22 protein-coding genes are annotated in these 21607 nt (G+C 47.4%); 8 read left to right on the top strand and 14 right to left on the bottom strand.

Going from position 1 to position 21607, the window contains the following annotated elements; translation table 11 throughout:
• The first annotated feature begins 266 nt into the window (after window positions 1–266).
• Window positions 267–923: a response regulator gene (locus METBU_RS0119460; protein ID WP_017842204.1), complete on the top strand. Its 657-nt coding sequence runs from the start codon at window positions 267–269 to the stop codon at window positions 921–923.
• A 227-nt stretch (window positions 924–1150) separates the two neighbouring features.
• Window positions 1151–1423: a CAP domain-containing protein gene (locus METBU_RS0119455; protein ID WP_040575362.1), complete on the top strand. Its 273-nt coding sequence runs from the start codon at window positions 1151–1153 to the stop codon at window positions 1421–1423.
• Window positions 1424–1459: 36 nt separating this feature from the next.
• On the opposite strand, the gene METBU_RS0119450 is transcribed toward METBU_RS0119455, so the two are convergent.
• Complete coding sequence (locus METBU_RS0119450; protein WP_017842202.1) at window positions 1460–1990, bottom strand: SRPBCC family protein; 531 nt, start codon at window positions 1988–1990, stop codon at window positions 1460–1462.
• A gap of 467 nt (window positions 1991–2457) precedes the next feature.
• Here METBU_RS0119450 and METBU_RS0119445 point away from each other — a divergent pair, with 467 nt between their 5' ends.
• From METBU_RS0119445 to corA, 3 genes are all read left to right on the top strand, one after another.
• On the top strand, window positions 2458–2724 hold the full coding sequence (locus METBU_RS0119445) for a hypothetical protein (RefSeq protein WP_017842201.1): 267 nt from the start codon (window positions 2458–2460) through the stop codon (window positions 2722–2724).
• 84 nt (window positions 2725–2808) lie between these two features.
• Window positions 2809–4212, top strand: a complete 1404-nt coding sequence (locus tag METBU_RS0119440) for an MBL fold metallo-hydrolase RNA specificity domain-containing protein (protein ID WP_017842200.1) — start codon at window positions 2809–2811, stop codon at window positions 4210–4212.
• A gap of 36 nt (window positions 4213–4248) precedes the next feature.
• Entirely contained in the window at window positions 4249–5319 is a 1071-nt protein-coding gene (corA, locus tag METBU_RS0119435; protein ID WP_017842199.1) for a magnesium/cobalt transporter CorA, read from the top strand.
• A 39-nt stretch (window positions 5320–5358) separates the two neighbouring features.
• Here corA and METBU_RS24775 read toward each other — a convergent pair whose 3' ends face one another.
• The 11 genes from METBU_RS24775 to hemB all read right to left on the bottom strand — a co-directional run bounded on the left by METBU_RS24775 (window position 5359) and on the right by hemB (window position 17168).
• Entirely contained in the window at window positions 5359–6195 is an 837-nt protein-coding gene (locus METBU_RS24775; protein WP_017842198.1) for an FkbM family methyltransferase, read from the bottom strand.
• A gap of 472 nt (window positions 6196–6667) precedes the next feature.
• Window positions 6668–7720: a succinylglutamate desuccinylase/aspartoacylase family protein gene (locus tag METBU_RS0119425; protein ID WP_017842197.1), complete on the bottom strand. Its 1053-nt coding sequence runs from the start codon at window positions 7718–7720 to the stop codon at window positions 6668–6670.
• A gap of 1 nt (window position 7721) precedes the next feature.
• Complete coding sequence (gene rimK, locus METBU_RS0119420) at window positions 7722–8627, bottom strand: 30S ribosomal protein S6--L-glutamate ligase (protein ID WP_017842196.1); 906 nt, start codon at window positions 8625–8627, stop codon at window positions 7722–7724.
• A gap of 299 nt (window positions 8628–8926) precedes the next feature.
• On the bottom strand, window positions 8927–9130 hold the full coding sequence (locus tag METBU_RS0119415; protein WP_017842195.1) for a hypothetical protein: 204 nt from the start codon (window positions 9128–9130) through the stop codon (window positions 8927–8929).
• A 337-nt stretch (window positions 9131–9467) separates the two neighbouring features.
• Window positions 9468–10778: a 30S ribosomal protein S12 methylthiotransferase RimO gene (gene rimO, locus METBU_RS0119410; RefSeq protein WP_017842194.1), complete on the bottom strand. Its 1311-nt coding sequence runs from the start codon at window positions 10776–10778 to the stop codon at window positions 9468–9470.
• Between the two features lie 286 nt (window positions 10779–11064).
• On the bottom strand, window positions 11065–12033 hold the full coding sequence (gene accA / locus METBU_RS0119405; RefSeq protein WP_017842193.1) for an acetyl-CoA carboxylase carboxyl transferase subunit alpha: 969 nt from the start codon (window positions 12031–12033) through the stop codon (window positions 11065–11067).
• 207 nt (window positions 12034–12240) lie between these two features.
• Window positions 12241–13539, bottom strand: coding sequence for a replication-associated recombination protein A (locus METBU_RS24770; RefSeq protein WP_051056257.1), 1299 nt, complete (start codon window positions 13537–13539; stop codon window positions 12241–12243).
• 41 nt (window positions 13540–13580) lie between these two features.
• A complete protein-coding gene (lolA, locus tag METBU_RS0119395) occupies window positions 13581–14210 on the bottom strand; it encodes an outer membrane lipoprotein chaperone LolA (RefSeq protein WP_014149883.1) in 630 nt (209 codons plus the stop codon).
• A 438-nt stretch (window positions 14211–14648) separates the two neighbouring features.
• A complete protein-coding gene (gene aroE / locus METBU_RS0119390) occupies window positions 14649–15476 on the bottom strand; it encodes a shikimate dehydrogenase (protein ID WP_017842190.1) in 828 nt (275 codons plus the stop codon).
• Window positions 15476–16006, bottom strand: a complete 531-nt coding sequence (locus METBU_RS0119385) for a hypothetical protein (protein ID WP_017842189.1) — start codon at window positions 16004–16006, stop codon at window positions 15476–15478. The genes aroE and METBU_RS0119385 overlap by 1 nt, the downstream gene beginning before the upstream one ends.
• 142 nt (window positions 16007–16148) lie before the next feature.
• Window positions 16149–17168, bottom strand: a complete 1020-nt coding sequence (gene hemB / locus METBU_RS0119380) for a porphobilinogen synthase (protein WP_026130334.1) — start codon at window positions 17166–17168, stop codon at window positions 16149–16151.
• 190 nt (window positions 17169–17358) lie between these two features.
• Between hemB and METBU_RS0119375 the strand changes: the two genes are divergently transcribed.
• The 3 genes from METBU_RS0119375 (at window position 17359) to cmoB (ending at window position 19807) form a co-directional block, all read left to right on the top strand.
• The gene (locus tag METBU_RS0119375) at window positions 17359–18012 is read left to right on the top strand and encodes an MlaC/ttg2D family ABC transporter substrate-binding protein (RefSeq protein ID WP_017842187.1); all 654 of its coding nucleotides are present in this window, start codon (window positions 17359–17361) and stop codon (window positions 18010–18012) included.
• A 95-nt stretch (window positions 18013–18107) separates the two neighbouring features.
• Window positions 18108–18839 carry a carboxy-S-adenosyl-L-methionine synthase CmoA gene (gene cmoA / locus METBU_RS0119370; protein ID WP_017842186.1) on the top strand — a complete coding sequence of 244 codons (732 nt, stop codon included), beginning with the start codon at window positions 18108–18110 and terminating at the stop codon, window positions 18837–18839.
• Entirely contained in the window at window positions 18836–19807 is a 972-nt protein-coding gene (cmoB, locus tag METBU_RS0119365; protein ID WP_017842185.1) for a tRNA 5-methoxyuridine(34)/uridine 5-oxyacetic acid(34) synthase CmoB, read from the top strand. The genes cmoA and cmoB overlap by 4 nt, the downstream gene beginning before the upstream one ends.
• 579 nt (window positions 19808–20386) lie before the next feature.
• On the opposite strand, the gene METBU_RS0119355 is transcribed toward cmoB, so the two are convergent.
• Complete coding sequence (locus tag METBU_RS0119355; protein WP_017842183.1) at window positions 20387–20986, bottom strand: TetR/AcrR family transcriptional regulator; 600 nt, start codon at window positions 20984–20986, stop codon at window positions 20387–20389.
• A 474-nt stretch (window positions 20987–21460) separates the two neighbouring features.
• Complete coding sequence (locus METBU_RS28265; protein WP_175421703.1) at window positions 21461–21607, bottom strand: hypothetical protein; 147 nt, start codon at window positions 21605–21607, stop codon at window positions 21461–21463.

Genomic DNA, 21607 nt, shown 5'->3' with positions numbered 1-21607 from the left:
GCGGTGTTTGTTGTTACAACCGGCTTAGCTTGATCAAGGCGCATAACGAATCATTCATAGAGGGCAGCGCACGGACGGTAATCATACGGAAGGAGCGGGATGCGACGTTACGGAATACAGCACCCAGATGACGGGAAAAGCGCTAAGAAAAAACAGGGAAAATATCCCGAGAGTATGTCGGCATTCAAATTCGGGAAAAGCTCCCATGGCTTTGCCGTTAAATATCCGACATCATTCCCGGTTTAATTGTATGGAGAAGTAACAACGTGTCCGATAAGATCGATGTCTTGCTGGTGGACGACCATGCCGTGGTTAGGGCCGGTTACAAAACCTACCTTTCACTGTCGAATAAAATCGGCGATATTTACGAGGCCGACAAGGGCGAAACCGCTTGCCAACTCTACACTCAGTATCAACCGAATATCGTCGTGATGGACTTGTCTATGCCCGGCATCGGCGGCTTTGAAAGCATTCGGCGGCTGATTGCGCGCGATCCGAATTGTAAAATCTTAGTGTTTAGCATCCATAATGAATTGGTCTATGTGACCCGCGCTATTAAGGCCGGAGCAAAAGGCTACATCACCAAAAACAGCGTTCCCGAAACGCTAGTCGCGGCAGTCTGTCAAATCGCCGCCGGCGGCAGTTATGTCGAACCCGAATTAGCGCAACAACTGGCCTTCAACATCGCATCCGAAAAGGACGAATCGGAACAAATCAAACAATTGTCGCCGCGCGAATTCGACGTATTTTGTTTATTGGCTAGAGGCTATACGACGCGCAAAGCAGCTGAAAAGCTCTGCTTGAGTTACAAGACTGTGTGCAATCACGGCACCTCAATTAAAGAAAAACTCGGTGTCAAATCGGTCGCCGAGATGACTCTACTCGCTAGCCGGCACGGCATCATAGACAATCTGGCGCACTAATCCAAAATGCCCTGGAATCAACCGAGCGGAGGCTGGGGAGAAAACATTGCAGCAGGATACGGAGTAACCTTTTCCGAGGGCCAATTAACCATGCTACCGGCACAAGAGTCGGCGCGACTGGTTATGTACGACTCCTCCGATTTGAATGAATTGAGCCTTTTCTCTACCAATAACGGTTTATACAAGCTTTCAATTCATAGGATGACGTAGGTAACGGTTGGAATGATTTGACCTGGGACGCTTGGCACGCCTCCAAAGGAATCTTCGGCGACGGCTGGATGGGCCGTTTCGGACATCGCGAGAACATTTTATTGGATTGGTTTACCGACCTTGGGGTAGGACTGGTTTTCGACCCGAGTGCCGACCCTTATTACAGCTATTGGACACACAATTTTGCCGCGGGAGACACCGTTCCTCTGCCTTCGGCACTGTGGTTATTATTAAGCGGTATTACTGTGTTACGTTTGTCTAAAAAAACAGAAAATCGTTCCACTTGCTGAAAGAATGCGCCCGGGCAAGTAATCCGGGCGCATTGATTATTCTTCCAATTTTTTCTTCAAACCGGTCAAGCCGTTTTTAAAATACTGAGTCATCGCTTTGACCGCCGCTTCATCATTCAAGTGATCGGGTGGTGTGTTGCCGGTATCGCCGCGATAAAATCGGCTTTTCAAGGTCACGATGCTACTGCTATCGCTCTCGCCCGGTGCAACTTGCAGCTCGATCGAATAGGAGCTGACCGGTAGCGCCTTGACATTCTCCTTGTTCAGGCGGTAACTGTATTCGCGGTTTTCGTCGCTGTAATAATCGAGCTCATCGACGAGTTGTTCTCCGTTGGTAAACGTCAGCGTGCGCTTGCCGCCCGACTCGTGCTTACCGTCGCCCTCGCTTTTTTGTACATCGTCATGCCAATCGGCGATCGAACCGAATTGCTTGACCGCATCCCAAACTTTGTCCGCCGGCGCCTCAATGGCAATACTCTCTTTGGCTTTTTGCGGTGTCGGTCCGTGCGCCAAGGCGACCACTGGAAAAATCAGGAAATTGAATAGAATGATCAGTAACTGTTTCATAGTCGGTATAAGCAAAAATTAAATCGCTTATTATGGGCCAACGCCCAATATCGGCATTGAGTAAACTTCCCGTTATTCATCAGGATTTTTTCCGATTTCACCCTATGCGCATCCTGCTGTAAACACATATAACCCGAATGCGGCATAGCGGAGTGCGGAAATGGCGTGACTTCTAAGCCATAAGAGCCAGCTTAGCGCCTACTCTACGGTCCTTTTATGGCTTTATTCGTCATATCGGTAAGGGTTGTCGATATTAAGGTTAGATGGATGCTAAGCTAGGCATTGCCATCCGGGCTACGCAGCTTTCCTCTTTCCTCTTTCCTCTTTCCTCTTTCTTTTTTCTTCTTTCAAAATTCCTTCCCAAGCCGTCAAAGAATTGAATTATACTCAACCATGCTCAGATCCATCCCGAGCAACTCATTTTAGCCATAAAAACAAGACAACACTGCACAAACGAGGAGAACACCATGGACCTTTTGAAAGACTTGGAACGCCTGTCCGACAAAATCAGACAACAACGCGATGAAATCGCTGTCCAATTAAATCTTGCCGGTAAGGAAGCGAAAGACGAATGGGAACATGCCGAAACAAAATGGACCGAATTAAAACACAAAGCAGAGGAAATCAAAGACGATACCAAAGAAACGACCGAGGAATTGGTCTCTGCAGCCAAAGTTGTCGCCGAGGAACTGACCGGCGCCTACCAGCGCATCATCGATCGTATTAAAAAATAATCCCAGCCATACGGTGGACCGCCAAACTGTCCACCGAGGCAGGCAAGACCATCCCAAATAAAACCGTCACAAACAGAAAGGGCTATGAATACACTCACTTTCCTCGGCGCCACCGGCCAGGTGACTGGTTCCTGCTATCTCTTGGAATCGAACGCTAAGCGCATTTTGATCGATTGCGGCATATTTCAGGGTGGCAAAGCAGCCGACAAACAAAACCGATCCCGATTCCCGTTCAACCCGTCGAGCATCGACGCGGTCGTGTTGTCGCATGCCCATCTGGATCACTCGGGACGTCTGCCGCAACTTTATAAAGACGGTTTCAGAGGCGATCTTTTCCTGACCGAAGGCAGCTCTCATCTGCTCGACCTGTTACTCAAAGACGCCGCATTACTGCAACTGCGCGATACTGAGTGGGAAAACAAACGGCGCCAACGTTCCGGAAAAAAATTGCTCGAACCGCTTTATACGCTCGAAGATGTCGAAAACCTGCTGCAACTTCGTAAGCCTATCGCCTATCGCGAACCGACTGAAATCGTCCCTGGCTTGTCGGTCACTTTTCATGATGCAGGACACATTCTCGGATCGGCGATTGTCGAATTGAAATCAAACAACGGCCCGCAACAAAAAACCTTGGTGTTTTCCGGCGATCTCGGCAATCCGCATTCGCCTTTGCTGTACGATCCGGAACAACTCACCGAAGCGGATATTCTGTTATTGGAATCGACTTATGGCGATCGCGATCACAAGCCATTAGACACGACGCTCGACGAATTACGCGAAATACTCATCGCAGCTCACGAGAACGGCGGCAATGTGATTATTCCATCATTCGCGGTCGGACGTACCCAAGACTTGATTTATTGGCTAGGTAAACTTTATCGAGAAGACGCGCTGCCTCAGCAGCAGGTATTTCTCGATAGCCCGATGGCGATCGAAGCCAGCAAGATTTACGACGATCATAGCCACTTGTTCAACGATGACGACCCCGAGTTCAAAAACATCGCCAAACGCAAAGACGGTTGGCAAACCTGGCTACCGAATCTGGTCTATTCCGAATCGACTGAAGACTCGATAGCGATCAACCGCATCGTCGGCGGCAGCATCATCATCGCCGGCAGCGGCATGTGTACCGGCGGACGCATCCGCCATCATCTGAAATACAATCTCTGGCGGCGCAATGCGCATATCGTGTTCGTCGGTTTTCAGGCCCAGGGCACTCTCGGCCGGACCTTGGTCGAAGGTCAGAAAGACTTGAAAATTCTCGGCAGTCAAATCCATGTGCAAGCCACTATTCATACGCTCGGCGGCTTGAGCGCACATGCCGACCAAAGCCAATTGCTCCGTTGGGCCTCGGCGTTCAAAGACCCGAAACCCCGGCTGTATTTGATCCACGGCGAACTCAACGCCTCTCATTCGTTACGCACGTGTTTTCACCGTACCGACTGGGACGCTACGCTTCCCGAAGTGGGACAAACCATTGAGTTTTAATTTTGGACAACACATGATGAACCTTCTCGAACGACGATGACTCAACTCCAATCGTTAAGCAGTTCTTCCGAAAAATTCGGCCTTGCGCCGGGCAGCGTTATTCATGTCGGAGAAAGACTGGAAACGACCGGTAAAATCAAACTGATCGAATTCAATAAAGACATCTTGATCGAACGTGAGATCAAGACCGTTTCGGAGTTGATTCCGCCGAAAGACAAGCCCACCGTATCGTGGTTCAGCATCACCGGTCTGCACGACGTCGAGTTGATCGAACAACTCGGGAAAGAGTTCACTATTCATCAACTGGTACTGGAAGACATTGCCAATACCCATCAACGGCCCAAAGTAGAGGAGTTCGACGATATTATTTTCATCGTGCTCAGGGTCATACGATTCGACGCGGAATCTCTGACTTTCGATAACGAACAGTTCAGCTTAATACTCGGCAGTAATTTCATCTTGACCTTTGAAGAATCGGAATCGGATCTACTACATCCGATAATCCGCAGAATCCAAAACAGCCGGGGGAAATTTCGTAGTCAGGGTGCGGATTATTTGAGTTACAGTATTATCGACTTGGTCGTGGATCACTATTTTTTGATCGAAGACAGTCTGGATGAAATTGTCGAAAACCTCGAAGATCAATTGCTCCTTTCGCCCTCGCCCGACATGCTGAATACGATTCAAAAGTTGAAACGAGGCATGATTTTCGTTCGACGAGCGGTTTCGCCGCTTAGAGAGGTCTTGAACGGTCTGCTTCGTTCGGAATCCGACCTAATACGCGATACGACCAAAGTATATCTGCGCGACGTTTACGACCATACGATTCGCGTCGCCGAGGGACTGGATACTTACCGGGATTTGATCGCCGGCCTACTGGAAATTTATTTGTCCAGTCTCAGTAATAAAATGAATGAAGTCATGAAAGTATTGACCGTTTTTGCGACGATTTTTATACCGCTAACCTTTCTGGCCGGCGTTTACGGCATGAATTTCGATTACATGCCGGAACTGAAATGGGCATGGTCCTATCCGGTGTTCTGGTCGGTCAGTCTCGCTACGGCAATGAGCCTGCTGATTTTCTTCCGGCATAAGAAATGGTTATGAAAACATCAACGCATGGGCGTTAAACAAAGCCGTTGATTTTTATTCGTCTTTTTCCAGAAAAGCATTGCCTCTTGTTTGCTTGACGAGACGATAGCCCTTTTCAAGCATGAGCTCGACGACATCCGTTTCCCATTTATCTTTGTGACAATCCTCGATGACAATGCGTATCGGCCAAAGCGACTCGGGCGCATGCAAAAAAAACGGCGCTAAGGCTCGATCTTCGTAACCCTCGATATCGATTTTTAATGAGCTAATCTTATCGATACCTTGCATTAACAAAATTTTCTCAAGCGGAAGAGACGGTAGTGTTATTTCTCGGGTTGATGCCGATGGCGCAAGCCGACTGGCCCCGCCTAATACGCCCGTTGAATAAAAAGGCACATCGCCTTCTTCGCCGACACAAACCGGCATGACTTCGATCACAGACTCTAACCCATTAAGCTCAACATTATTTTTTAACAAGCTCAAAGTCGGCGGGTTCGGTTCGATTGCCAGAATTTTTTTAAACCCTTTTTGTGCAAGACTCAGCGAGTAATAACCGGTATTCGCCCCCACGTCGACAAAACACGAATTTAGCCCCGACCCTCGTTCAGCCAGAAATTCGATCTCTTCTTTATCATAAATTTTTGAAGATGTGAGAATTTTTTCATCGGTCGTATTATTGAGAATATCCAATCGATACCGGATACCTTGCTTCTCATAATCGACAAAATGCCAACCCGACTTTTTCCATTGTCTAGCCACCCATTTCCTTAATTGACCTCGGCTTATACCTAATGCGGCAATCAACCTCAAAACCCTTGTTGCCGCAGTTGGCGCATAACATCCCCAAGGCTTATTCTGGGCTTTCAGATCGGTTTGTTGAGTTTCCTTCATAAAGAATTTCCAATAATTTATCAAAATAAGGCATCAGTTCCACCTGGGATGCCCGCTTGTTGATCAACCTAAATCGGCAGTCAGTCCACGAAAATCAAGACACACACGAAAGTAATCATACAGTCACATAAATATCTTGAATCACCCCTTGGGTAAGCAACTTGGAAGTAAGTATTCTGCCCCTCTCCGCTGTTTTCCAAACTACGGTTTGGGAAGCCCTTCACGTAAGCTCTTGCTTACCGGTTTCGAGAAGCTGGAGCTTCTCGTATTGCATTCCCAAACAAAGAGCTTGGGAATGAGCGAACTCTTATTTTCCTGGAGAGGGCTGAATACTTACACTTGGAAAGTATAACAATTTGACTATTTTCGTGATTTTCGTGTGTTTCGTGGACAAAATGCTTTTTATAGGATCAATTTAACTTACCAATCTAAACCCTAAAATCGGTCTTCTTGATTATGGCATTTTCCAAGTTCAAACAATTGGGGTTTCAGACCACTCATAAGCTTCATTCATCGGATTGAATTCGTGCTGATATTGCTCTACGACGTCGGCGGCATTGTCGGCTTTACCGAATCGGGCTATATGAAACAACGCCTCGCCTTCGGTGACGATCGGCAGATTAGTCTTACCGATGATAATGCCGGAATTCGGCGCTGTGATATTATCGTCTTCAAGATAAAACGGATCGCTAACCGCACCGAGCGTTTCGCCTTTATCAACTTTAGCTCCCAACGAAACCATCGCTCTTAATAAGCCGCTTTTGGAAGACCTGGCCCAATAGCTCGAACGAGCGACAACCGGTTCCGGCAGTTTGCTTTTTCGTTTAGCTGTTTCCTGACGAATCATGCCTAATTGCCTCATCACACGTATAATGCCGCGCAGCCCGATCCTGATCGACAGTTCGTCATAGCGTAACGCCTCGCCGGCTTCGTATACCAACAATGGAATTTTATGTTCCGCGGCGATCGCCCGCAATGAACCGTCCCGCACATCCGAGTTTAAAATAACCGGAGCGGCAAAAACCCTCGCTAAAGTCTCGGTTTCTTCGCCTTCATTCAAATCGGCGCGAATTTGCGGCAGATTATCGCGATGAATCGCTCCGGTATGCAAATCGATACCGTGCGTGCATTGCTCGACGATTTCATGAAAAAAAAGCGATGCCAGCCTACCGGCCAACGAGCCTTTATCGGATCCGGGAAAAACCCGGTTCAAGTCGCGGCGGTCGGGTAAGTAACGCGAATGCCTAACAAAGCCATAAATATTGACGATCGGTACCGCAATCAAAGTCCCTTTGATATTACGCAACGCCGGCGACTGCAGCAAACGACGGATGATTTCGATACCATTGATCTCATCACCGTGTATCGCCGCACAGACGAAAAGTTTTGGTCCGCTTTGCCGGCCGTTAATCACATGTACCGTCATCGGAACAACGGTATGGGTATAAAGATTCGGCAACGGAATATCCAGAGTTCTGCGTTCGCCGGCTTTAATTTTCTGACCGCCGATGAACAATTCCGTCATGTCAGCCCTTGCCTTTGGTCCGCGTGGATTTGCCGAGACAATCCTTTTCGATAAAACTGATAATCATGCCTGCGATGTCTTTGCCTGTTGCCGTTTCGATGCCTTCCAATCCCGGAGAGGAGTTGACTTCCATCACGACTGGTCCATGATTCGAACGCAACATATCGACGCCCGCGACATTTAAACCCATCGTTTTAGCTGCGCGAACCGCGATCGAGCGCTCTTCCGGCGTAATCCGGATTAACGACGAAGTCCCGCCCCGATGAAGATTCGAACGAAACTCGCCTTCGCCGCCTTGCCGCTTCATCGTCGCTACGACTTTATCCCCGACTACGAAACAACGAATATCCGCGCCATCGGCTTCCTTAATGAACTCCTGAACCAATATATCGGCCTTCAAGCCCATAAAAGCTTCGATAACGCTTTCCGCCGCTTTTTTCGTTTCAGCCAATACGACGCCGATACCCTGGGTGCCTTCGAGAAGCTTGATGACCACCGGAGCCCCTCCGACCATTTTGATCAAATCTTCAATATCGTCCGGCTTATGTGCGAAACCGGTCACCGGCAAACCGATACCTTTGCGGGATAATAACTGCAATGAACGCAGCTTGTCCCTCGACCTTGAAATCGCAACCGATTCATTGAGCGGATAAGTCCCCATCATTTCAAACTGACGAAGCACCGCCGTACCATAAAACGTTACCGACGCGCCGATTCTAGGAATGACCGCATCGAATCCCTCCAATACCGTACCTTTATAATGAATACCCGGCTTTGTCGACGTAATTTCCATATAACAACGCAACACGTCGATGACTTCAATTTGGTGGCCTCTTGCTTCCGCCGCCTCTATCAATCGCCGCGTGGAGTACAACTTAGGATTTCTGGAAAGCAATGCAAGTTTCATGAAACGGTAATTTTCCTCATGCTCATCGTTAACTTTAATTAATTATATTCAGGCCGGCATATTACACAGTTTTTCGCTGGATAGGATAGTCTGTGAACAACAAATAAGAAAACTATTCTGCGTTTTTGAACTCCGCCAGTATAGATTATTGATTTCTTTTGAACGTGGCAAATCCGGCTAACAGCCCGAGCCCTCAAAAGTGGGCGCCGAAACTTGATTTATGAAAGGAAAAAAGCAATTTGTATGATTGCCTTAGATGAAAGCACAGGCGTTCAACAGAACGCCTGTGAAAGGGAAAATCAATTTTTCGATTTTGCGGCAATAAAACCGATCAATGCCAAAATCACGCTAAAACCATACCACCCCGCCAACGACCACTGTCCGTTAGCTTGAGTAATAATTACCGCTTCACTCGCCGACGAAACTCCCAACCCTGCAAAAGAAAGCAGGATTACCCCCATTGCAGCTAACAATATTTTACATCTGCTGGTTTTATATTGCATAACACCTCCGTTCATTATTGTTAATTAAACTACAGTCCATTGTATGCATTTTGAGAACAAAAACCATTGTACATCAGTACTAAAAAGCCAATAATTTGATACAGTTAAAAAAACCAATGTGACCTTATTCAATCTTTGGATAAAAACACCGTAGAAATATTTATACCTTTCGTACTTCAAATTTCGGCAGTGCCTGAGGAGGCACCGGGATGTGCGGCAAAGGCTTTGCCAGCATGGAGCTGGCATAGAGCCTACAGGGATGTATTCACGGCGTCCTTTGACGGACACCCCGGTGCCGAATTTTGATCTACGATGAGTATAAAATCAACCGCCTCGATCAAATTAAGCGCGCCCAAAAATCGTGCTCGTCCGATTCCTCCAGTTCCACTGTCGCAAAATCACCGACTTTTAAATGCACCGCACCGTCGATAAAAACTTGCCCGTCGATTTCCGGAGCATCCGCTTTGCTTCGCGCGACCGCACCTTCTTCGACAACTTCATCAATAATAACGGTCTCGACGCGTCCGATTCGCCTACGCAATTTCGCAGCACTGATTTGCGCCTGATGCTCCATAAACCGGACTAATCTTTCTTGTTTGACTGCCTCAGGAAGCTGACCCGACAAATCGTTGGCCGCAGCACCTTTAACCGGCGAATATGCGAAACAACCTACCCGATCTAACTGCGCGTCAGTTAAAAACTGTAATAATTGCTCGAATTCTTGCTCGGTTTCACCGGGAAAACCGACTATGAAGGTGCTGCGAATCGTAATATCCGGGCAGATTTTCCGCCAGGCATTAATGCGTTCTAAATTGTTTTCGGCAGCCGCCGGTCGCTTCATTAACTTCAGTATGCGACTATCGGCGTGCTGAAACGGAATATCCAGATAAGGTAGGATTTTACCGTCAGCCATCAACGGGATAACTTCGTCGACATGCGGATAGGGATACACATAATGCATTCTGACCCAGATACCTAAGTCTCCCAACGCTTCCGACAATTCATAAAAACGAGTCCGAATCTCCCTACCTCGCCATTGTCCTGCCTGGTATTTCAGATCGAGCCCGTAAGCACTGGTATCCTGTGAGACGATCAGCAATTCTTTAACCCCGGCATTAGCCAGGCGTTCGGCCTCGAGCATGACTTCGCTGATAGGACGGCTGACCAAATCGCCGCGCATCGACGGAATGATGCAAAAGGTGCAACGGTGATTACAGCCTTCGGAAATTTTCAAATAAGCGTAATGCTTGGGCGTCAATTTAATCCCTTGCGGGGGCACAAGACTGGTAAACGGATCGTGTATCGGCGGCAAATGCTCATGGACGGCCGCAACGACTTCTTCCAGCGCATGCGCGCCGGTAATTTTCAATACCTGCGGGTGCCTGGCTCTGATCTCGTCCTCTCTGGCCCCAAGACAGCCGGTCACTATGACTCGTCCATTTTCGGCCAATGCTTCGCCAATGCTATCCAACGATTCTTCGACGGCTGCGTCGATAAAGCCGCAGGTATTGACGACTACCAAATCGGCTTCCTTGTAGCTCGGGGACACTTCGTAGCCTTCGGATCGAAGCTTGGTTAATATCCGTTCGCTGTCGACCAAGGCTTTAGGGCAACCCAAACTAATAAATCCTATATGCGGAGCACTCATTAACAATCTCAATAAAATTATATTCGGAAACGCGTTGCTGCAATCTGATTTCCTGACTCGACGAACCGGGAAAATGATCGAGATATACCTTTCGCACTTCAAATTTCGGCAGTGCCTAAGGAGGCACCCGGGTGCCTGGCAAAGGCTTTGCCAGCATGGATGCTGGCATAGAGCCTACATGGACGTATTCACGGCGTCGTTTTACGGGCCCCCGCCGGTGCCGAATTTTGATCTACGATGAGTATGGTTTGCCAACGGTATCTCAAAGCCCGCAAGATAAAAACGGTTATTTACCCGGCTCTTCAATATAAGCACCGAAATTCATGATTCGTTGGTAGCGATGTGCCAGTAATTGTTCGACCGGCTCGTTCCTTAACTGCTCCAAATGGCGTAACAACGCCTCACGCAAATGCATTGCCGTCGTTTGAAAGTCTCGATGCGCGCCGCCCACCGGCTCGCGAACCATTTCATCAAGAAAGCCTTGTTCACGAATACGGTCGGAAGTGATGCCCATCGCTTCGGCCGCCAATTGCGACTTTTCCGCACTTTTCCACAGAATCGATGCACAACCTTCCGGCGAGATCACAGAGTAAGTGCTGTATTCCAACATCAACAAACGGTCTCCGACACCGATCGCCAACGCGCCGCCGGACCCGCCTTCGCCGATAACTGTGCAAATAATCGGGGTCTTTAATCGCGCCATTTCAAACAAATTTCGAGCAATCGCCTCGCTTTGTCCACGTTCCTCTGCCCCAATTCCCGGATAAGCGCCCGGCGTATCGATCAAACAAATGATCGGCAAACCAAAACGCTCAGCCATCTTCATGACTCTCAACGCCTTACGGTAACCTTCCGGCCTTGGCATGCCGAAATTACGATAAATTTTTTCTTTCGTGTCGCGGCCTTTTTGATGACCGATGATCATGACCGGCTGCCCTTCCAGACGAGCCAAACCGCACACGATTGCAGGATCGTCGGCGTAAGCCCGATCACCGTGCAATTCATGAAAATCGGTAAACATCAAATCGATATAATCGAGCGTATAAGGACGCCCGGGATGCCTCGAGAGTTGCGAAATCTGCCAATCGCTCAATTCGGCAAAAATAGATTCGGTCAATAATTTACTTTTGTTTTCGAGCTGCTCAAGCGCGTCGGAAATATTAATATCGTTATCAAACTCGACACGACGAAGTTCTCTAATCTTCGCTTCTAATTCGGCGATGGGTTGTTCGAAGTCAAGAAATTTTAGATCCATGATGGTATATATGAATTATTGTTACTGCTCAACAAAAGCAAGCTTAATGAATGGAACACGGATGAAGCCGACTAGACGGATTGACCTGGGACTTTCCCGTTTATGCGTTTCCATATCGCAATCTTCATAGCGAATAAAGCCCCAAAAAGTATTTCGTACGCACCACGAACCGTTTTTCCGTGTTTTCTTTTTCACATTATAAAAACGTCATCCGCGACTAGCCGATTGATTCCTTCCTGAGACGGCCATTTTATCTAAATTCCGTAAATGTTTTAATTTTTCTGCGATTTTAATTTCAAGCCCACGATTAACCGGCTCGTAATAACGCGTTCCGAGCATTTCGTCCGGAAAATAATTTTCGCCGGCAGCATAAGCATCGGGCTCATCATGCGCATAGCGGTACTCCTTTCCATAATCTAACGACTTCATCAATACCGTCGGCGCATTGCGTAAATGCACCGGCACGCCGAGACTTCCGCTATTTCGAGCATCGCGCATCGCTGCATTGTATGCCATATAAACGGCATTGCTTTTCGGCGCGCAGGCCAAATAAACCACTGCATGTGCCAACGCCAATTCGCCTTCGGGACTGCCGAGCCTTTCTTGCGCCTCCCAAGCACTAATCGCGACCGGCAAGGCTCTCGGGTCGGCATTGCCGATATCTTCGGATGCAATCCTCACGATGCGCCGAGCCAAATAAGCCAAGTCGCAACCACCGTCGATCATGCGGCACAACCAATACAACGAAGCATCAGGGGAGCTTCCTCGCACCGACTTATGCAAGGCCGAAATCTGATTGTAAAATTCTTCACCTTGCTTATCGAAACGACGTACGCCGCCGCTCAGCACTTCGCCGGCAACAATCTCGTCGATTTTTCCGCTTCCGTGCGCCGACGCTAACTCGGCGGCGATTTCCAATAAATTCAATAATCTACGCGCATCTCCGTCGGCAGCATCGACAAACTGTCGCTTGATATCGTCGGTCATTTCGATGGCTTGCTCTCCTAAACCGCGCTCCCGATCGGTCAATGCTTTTTCCAAAACCGTCGCCAAGTCAACTGCTTGCAAGGCATTCAAAACATAAACGCGTGCGCGCGATAATAACGCATTATTCAATGCGAAAGACGGGTTTTCGGTGGTCGCGCCGATAAAATATACCGTGCCGTCTTCGACATGCGGCAAGAAAGCATCTTGCTGAGATTTGTTGAAACGATGTACTTCGTCGACAAACAAGATCGTGCGGCGATTTTCGCTTTCACGAATTTTTTTTGCTTCGGCAACGGCGTCACGGATATCCTTGACGCCGGCCAACACCGCCGATATCGAGATGAAATGCGCATCGGAATGCACCGATATTATTCGTGCCAGCGTGGTCTTCCCGGTACCGGGCGGTCCCCAGAAAATCATCGAATGCAAGCGGCCCGATGCAACCGCTTCATAGAGCGGTTTACCGGGCTTAATAATATGCTGCTGTCCGATATAGTCGTCCAAGCGCATCGGACGCATTCTTTCAGCTAAGGGCCTTAGGGCTTGTTGCAACACGCTTCTTATTCCTCAAAGACATCGGCTCCGGCGGGCGGAATAAAATCGAATACGCCGTCATCGATCGGAGTATTGATTTTAAGATTCGAAAAATAAATGCGCGTTAATTGCCCGAAATTGTCACTGAGCTCCATACCGCCAAGCTTGCCCTTATCCAGTCCGATCAGAATATATTTGAAACCGCTGTCCTCGTTTTTAGGCAGTAATTTTATCCAGGTCATGTCCTCGTCGGAACCTTGCCCTTCTAAAATAAAGTTATCCTCTAAATCGATATCACCGCTCAACAATAAAGCGGGCGTAGAACCCAGCGATTGATCCATCTTTTTGATCGTCACTTGTTCCAAGTCTTCATCGTAAAACCAAACCTTACCGGCATTGGAAATGATCTCTTGCGTGAAAGGTTTTAGATAATTCCAACGAAACTTACCGGGCCTACGCAAATAAAACACGCCTTCACTTGCTTTCCGCGCGCGTCCGCTCTCATCGATCGCGACCTGTCTGAAATCCGCGGTCAAAGAATGCGCTGTTTTTAAAAAATCTCGTAATTGTTCAATTGGCTTATCGTCGGCATGAGCACCTTGCATCACGGCAACAGCCATCAGCAACGACATGATTCCATACTTGATTCTTTCCATTTCATTTATCTCATTGATTTGTTGAAAAATTCGCTTCGGGCCCGTGGCTACCGGAACAATCGATTTTCCCAAAGGCTGGTAAACATTGTGAGGAGGAAAAATAAACTTGAGCTGAATTAATGCATTAAGGATTTCGTGATATACCCGTCGTAGATCAAAATTCGGCGCCTGGGTGTCCGCTAAAGGACGCCGTGAATACGTCCGTGTAGGCTTGTCGGCGGCTTCCTGCCGCCGACACCTGTCAATCGAGTTACCGAACCATCCATAAAATAGGGAAGTTATTTGCGACCAAATCCTAAGGCCAGATTAAACGAAGGGGTCATCTTTCATCTTTCATCTTTCATCTTTCATCTTTCATCTTTCATCTTTCATCTTACACCTTTCACCTTTCACCTTTCACCTTTCACCTTTCACCTTTCACCTTTCACCTTTCACCTTTCATCTTTCCGAATTCAATAACTCAATAACCGGCGCAGTATCCGGCCTGATGCCTCGCCAAATGAAAAACGCTTCGGCCGCCTGTTCGACCAACATGCCCAGACCGTCTAAACTGCTAGCGGCGCCGTGACTGATGCCCCATCGAACAAAAGCAGTCAGCTCGTTACCGTAAGCGAGATCGTAACAAACGCCATTCGGCGCCAAAAGACCTTCCGGCAACGGCGGAAGGTCGTTGGACAAACTGGCAGAGGTCGCGTTCAGGATCACATCGAATGACAAACCTGCCAATTCGTCAAAACCGCAACCCTTAATATCGCCCCGATCGGCAAATTCATCAGCCAAATTAACGGCCTTAGAAGCCGTCCGATTGGCAATCACAATGCATGCCGGCTGTTGCTCGAATAGCGGCGAAAGAATCCCGCGCGATGCACCGCCGGCACCAAGAATCAATAGCTTCTTTCCGTTTAGCGTAACCTCATGATTAACGATTAAATCGGTCACCAAACCTATACCGTCCGTGTTATCGCCTAATATCGAACCATCCGTCTGAAGCGCCAGCGTATTGACCGCTTTTGCAGAATCCGCGCGTTCGGTTTTTCGATCGGCGAATCGCCATGCCAGTTCCTTTAGCGGCACGGTACAATTAAGCCCCTGACCGCCCAAGCGGAAGAACTCCGTAACGGCCGATTCGAAACGATCGGCCGTTACTTCTTGGGCGGTATAAACCAATTCTTGACCGGTTTGCTCTGCGAAAATTCGATGAATAGTTGGTGATTTACTGTGCTTTATGGGACTACCGAAAACGGCATATTGATCGATTTGTGTCATTATAATTGTCTTTTATATTGCCAAACTTCCCAGAGTATAGTCATAGCCACGATGCCGATTGCCATCAACAGCTCTATCCAAATTGCTTGCTGCATAAACGATGTCACGACTGCGGACACGCCGAGAAAAATCCCGACCAAACTGAAACGCCAACCGATTCTGATACCGTCCAATATTGTCGACAACGATAAAATCAATAGAATGACGATGCCGGCGCTTTTTTCATCGAACACTTCGGTTTGCTGAATGGAAAACGCTGCAGCGACAATCAGCATCGACACGCCCCAATGCAGCGTTTGCTCTCGTAAGATATGTTTGATGTCACTGGCTTTATGCTTCGATTGCAGCCAAGCGATAATCATTGCCGAAATCGCAAAAATGATGATCATGATCAACCAATAGACATAGCCGTCGGCCGGCGAGTAATCGGTAATACCAATACCGGTCATCGAAAGCGCCAGCAACAAAACCAGAATACCTTCTTCGATCTGAAATTTTCGTTTTTCTGTAAACAGCGTATCTTCGGACATGGGCTCGCTCCGGTTGACTTAACTAAGAATAGAGACACTCTTGCTTAAGGCTATTTCCGGCGAAAAGCAAAAGTTATTACCCTGAAAATCACGAAAATACTTTCGCGTTCTTCATTGTGGACAATCACGAGTAAGAAACTTTTTAGGCCTTACTGAATTCTTCTTGTAACCATGAAGCGACTTGCTTGGCAAAATAAGTCAACACGGCATCGCAACCGGCACGCTTGAAGCTCAATAACGATTCGAGCACGACTTGACGCTCATCTAACCAGCCATTTAATGACGCCGCCTTCAACATCGCATATTCGCCGCTGACCTGATAGGCGAAAGTCGGCACGCCAAAGCGGTCTTTCGCGCGGCGTACAATATCCAGATAAGGCATGCCGGGCTTGACCATAATCATGTCAGCGCCTTCCTGCAAATCCAACTCAATCTCGCGTAACGCCTCATCGGTATTGGCCGGGTCCATTTGATAACTGTATTTATTGCCTTTGCCGAGGTTGGCGCCCGAGCCCACGGCATCTCTGAAGGGGCCATAGAATGCCGAGGCATATTTAGCCGAATACGCCAAAATACGCGTATTACGGTAAGCATGATTTTCCAAGGCCAGCCTGATCGCACCAATCCGGCCGTCCATCATATCCGAAGGCGCAACGATATCGGCTCCCGCTTCGGCATGCGACAAAGCTTGCTTGATCAAAACCTCGACCGTTTCATCGTTGATCACATAGCCATTGTTATCGATCAACCCGTCCTGACCGTGAGAGGTAAACGGATCCAGTGCGATATCGGTAATCACGCCAAGGTCCGGATAGGCCGCCTTGAGCGCTTTGACAGTTCGCTGAACCAATCCGTTCGGGTTAAAGGCCTCGGCCGCATCGTCGGATTTTTTATCGGGAGATATAACCGGAAATAAAGCGATTGCAGGAATGCCGAGACTCGATATTTCTCCGGCTTCACTCAATAATAAATCCAACGAAAGACGCTCTATTCCGGGCATCGAAAGCACCGCTTCGCGGTTATTCTTGCCTTCCGTGACAAACATCGGATAGATCAAATCGTCGACGGATAAACGGTTTTCGCTCATCAAGCGACGTGAAAAAGATTGATAACGCATTCTTCTCATGCGTATTAAGGGGAAATTGGTGGTATTATGCGTCATCTTGTCCGTAGGTTTAAGTTAATCACGTTTGCCGTGCGCCAAGGCGCCTGTACCTTGCAAAATAGTTTTACTGCAAGATATAAATCATCCGATAATATTAGCACGCTTCCGACACCCTAAACCAAGTCTTCCTGATCCGTAAAAGACTCGGACATGTGTTTGCACATAAGTCTAAGAACTTGAGGTCATTATGAAAACAACACAATACAAACGCATTTTTCTGTTGGCAATATTAAGCTTTTTTATAAGCATTAGCGCATTGAACAAAGCCATTGCCGCCGAATTATTATTGCCCCAACAAGCGATTTCCGAAGCTTCCGACAAACTGAAGGAGAAAATGCAAAATCCCGAATTTATAAAGGATTTTGCACAAATAACGGATTTTGTTGAATCGGCGATTTATCCCCATGTCGATTTTAATCGAATTTCGGCATTGGTACTCGGAAAATACTGGCGGGACGCCACTCCTGAAGAAAGAGCGCAATTCAATAATGAATTCAGAAACCTGTTAGTCAGAACTTATTCTCGCGCGTTTGTCGAATTCAAAGACTGGTCGGTGCGCTTCCTGCCGTTAAAAATGGAATCGGATGCGACTAAGGTCGTCGTTAAAACGGAGATATTGCAACCGGGCATTCAGCCCATCGCTGTAGACTACAGGATGGTATTAATCAAAGATAAATGGAAAGCTTACGACATATTAATCGAAGGCGTCAGCCTAGTCACCAACTACCGCACGACATTCAATAATGAAATCAAAAACCGCGGCTCATTAGCAGCGGTTATCGAAACATTGAAAACAAGAAATGCCGAAGCTTTGTCCAAAAACTCGCTGCACAATTCATAAATTATCGCGCCGTCGCCATGCACGCTCTGTTTCAACAGAGCGCTACACCCCACTGAAATAACTCATATTTTTGCCTGCACCAACCCAATACTTGGATGAATTTTAAAAAAGATTCACTATACGCTCACCCTGTCGAGTCCCTAGAAGGCTTCCAATTCGACGCGGCGGTAACGGCAGTATTTCCCGACATGATTCAACGCTCCGTGCCCGGTTACCGTTCCATTATTTCGGCTATCGGTTTGTTGGCGGGGCGCTTCGCGCAAGCAAATAGCCTCTGCTATGACCTAGGTTGCTCGCTCGGTGCGGCAACACTGGCAATGCGTCATCAAATCGAATCACCTGACTGTCGCATTGTTGCTGTTGATAATTCGGAAGCGATGATCGAACGCTTTAAAAAAATATTGGCGAATGACACCTCTCCAATCGAAGTCGAACCCCGTTGCGAAGATATCCGTGAAACACGACTGGAAAACGCATCGGTTGTGGTCTTGAACTTCACGTTACAATTCATACCTATTGAAGACCGAAGCGAATTTCTCCGCAACATCTATCAGGCCCTATTACCGGGCGGCATTTTGATTTTGTCCGAGAAATTAAAATTCGACGACCCTCGCCAACAGCAATTGCAAACCGAAATGCATCACGCGTTTAAAAAAGCGCAAGGATACAGCGACTTGGAAATCAGCCAAAAGCGGACCGCATTAGAAAACGTATTGATTCCCGAAACTTTTTCTTGCCACCGGCAACGCTTACTAAAAGCAGGCTTCAATAGTGCCGAGGTCTGGTTTCAATATTTCAATTTCGCCTCGATAATCGCACTCAAATGATTGATTATCAAATACTTTACCAAACATTAAGGGACCATGGCGCGGACGCCTGGGCCGACATCCTGCCGGAACAATTACAGTCGGCATTCAACCCGACTCGGCACGGCCAGTTGACTCGCTGGCTCCAAGCCATAGACGACTTGCCTGAGTTATCTCTCTCGCAGCGCGTTTTTAATGAAGATACCGTCAAAATCGGCACTGCTAGCGATTTAGGCGATATTTCCCGCGAGCAATTAACAACCGTATTAAAAACATTCAGCCCTTGGCGAAAAGGACCTTACGACTTATTCGGCATTGATATCAATACGGAATGGCGCTCCGACTGGAAATGGAATCGATTGAAAGCCCATATCAGTCCACTAAAAAAGCGTTTGGTGCTCGATGTAGGTTGCGGGAACGGCTATCATGGCTGGCGAATGCTCGGCGCCGGCGCGGATCTTGTGGTCGGTATCGATCCGTTAATGTTAAATGTGATGCAGTTTCACCTCATCAAAAAACTGGCCGGTGATGCGAGGCACTACGTGTTGCCGATGGGCATCGAACAAATACCGAACGGTTTAAATGCTTTCGACACGGTATTTTCCATGGGCGTGCTCTATCATCGCCGCTCGCCTATCGATCATTTGCTGGAATTAAAAGATTGCCTTAGACCCGGCGGCGAATTAATTCTCGAATCGCTGGTCGTCGACGGCGGACCGAATGAGGTATTGCTGCCGGAGCACCGCTATGCTCATATGCGCAATGTTTGGTTTATACCCAGCTGTGAAGCGCTGCAAGGATGGCTAAAACGCTGCGGTTTCAGCAACATCAGATTAATCGATGTCACGGTAACAAGCACGGAAGAACAACGCAGCACCGACTGGATGGATTTTAAATCTCTCAAGGATTTTCTCGACCCGAACGACCCGAGCTTAACGCTAGAAGGCCACCCAGCCCCCAAACGAGCCATTTTCATCGCGGAAAAATAACCAACAACCGATTTCCCCCCTTATTAGCATAAGTATCTACACATCTTTATTATTCAAAATCAATCTGTTATAAAGTTTCTTCTGGTTTTTTATGAAGATAGGGACTAAAAATTGATGTTTTTAGTCTACTTTTTTATCCTAGATTACAGAAAAATTAACTTAACTAATTGTTTTGTAAAGCTGAAAACTTGTGTAGATACCTATGCCTTATTAGTGAGAATCACTCAACCTAACGCTCAAAAAACCTGGCAATCGCTTTAATAATACTCATCGTAGATGAAAATCCGGCCTCGGCGCGCCCGTTAAAGGACGCCGTAAATACGCCCATGTAGGCTCTATGCCAGCGCCATGCTGGCAAAGCCTTTACCGAGCACCCCTCCGGCACTGCCGAAATTTGAAGTGCGAAAGGTATAAAAGCGCTGGGCGTTTGGTGAGGGTAGAGAAAGACCGCATGCCGGTCGACTCTTTCCTCTTTCCTCTTTCCTCTTTCCTCTTTCACCGCTTACCGCTTACCGCTTACCGCTTACCGCTTACCAAGGCATTATCTGCCGGCAACGATACCATGCCGGATGTTTGCTGCTATTTCTTACAAATGACACTCCAAGCTGCAAGCCAAACTTGCGATTGATAGGCATCGATGTCCTTCGGAAGACTGCCGGACAAGGCCATGCGGAGCGTTTGATTGATGATCCCGAAAAAAAAGGTATAAGCCAGTATAGGCTCGATATTTTTGATTTCCTCAGCCTTAATCCCGGCCTGAAGGATTTTTATGATCTTGATGAAGGGCGGTGTTTCCATGAAAGGCTTTTGCTCGGGCAAAAATTCGCGAACCTTAATGACTAACAGAAACTGCATCACATCAGGCGCTTCCTGAGTTAATCTAAACAAAAGACCGACGACTTCTCGCAATTGCTCGGAAGGCTTGGCATTTCGGCGTCGAATATCATCGATCGAAATACTCAGACTATCGATAATATTCGCGTATAAGGCTTCGGCTATCGCTTGCTTGTTTTTGAAACATTGATACAGACCACTGGTTGTCTTGATACCGGCCGCTTCGGCAATATCACCGAGAGACGTATTGAAATACCCCTTCTCGGCGAAAAGCTTTAAAGCCGCCAAGAGAATTTCATCCTGAGTGTCCAATTTATTTTTGTTATTTTCTATTTCCTTTTCCATTTTCACTTTTTACAGCAATATCATTATGCTGCCTTTATTAAAGTTAATGATTCGTATCGTTTCGACAATTCATTCGAGAACCTGCGGGGCATGGCATGGCAAGGCTGATTAATCCCGATATTACTCACCGAAAAGTTACATAAAATTCTGTGCACTTCAAACGACCCTGTTTGCGATTATTATGACTATGTACTTCATTCGACGCTTAAAGGAAAATCATCGATAAACTGCGTCGGAAACCGTCACTCGAGAGCAGACGAAAAAGCGGTCGTTAAGTTTATATACCCATCGCAAATCAAAATACGCCAAAAAACTTCGAAGACGGCTGTTCGAATTATCATATCCCATACTAAAATAAGGTTTTAAATTAAACATCAAACAGTTGTTTATTACAACATTCTAGTTTCGATCCGCTACATTAATAGTGAATAGATTGTTTTTTAAGGAACGAGCATGAAATAACTTCGACGACTGTTAGAAGGGGGTTCGGTGGCTCGATTGACAGGTGTCGGCGGCAGGAATAGCCGCCGTCAAGCCTACATGGACGTATTCACGGCGTCCTGTCAAGCGAGTTACCGAACCGCCCCAAAGCCTACTATTTGTATAAGTTATTTTGTGCAT

This window comes from Methylotuvimicrobium buryatense 5G, from assembly GCF_000341735.1.
GTDB classification, from domain to species: Bacteria; Pseudomonadota; Gammaproteobacteria; order Methylococcales; family Methylomonadaceae; genus Methylotuvimicrobium; species Methylotuvimicrobium buryatense.
Note: the sequence above shows the minus strand (reverse complement) of the source record. Positions and strands in the feature narration are given on the sequence as shown.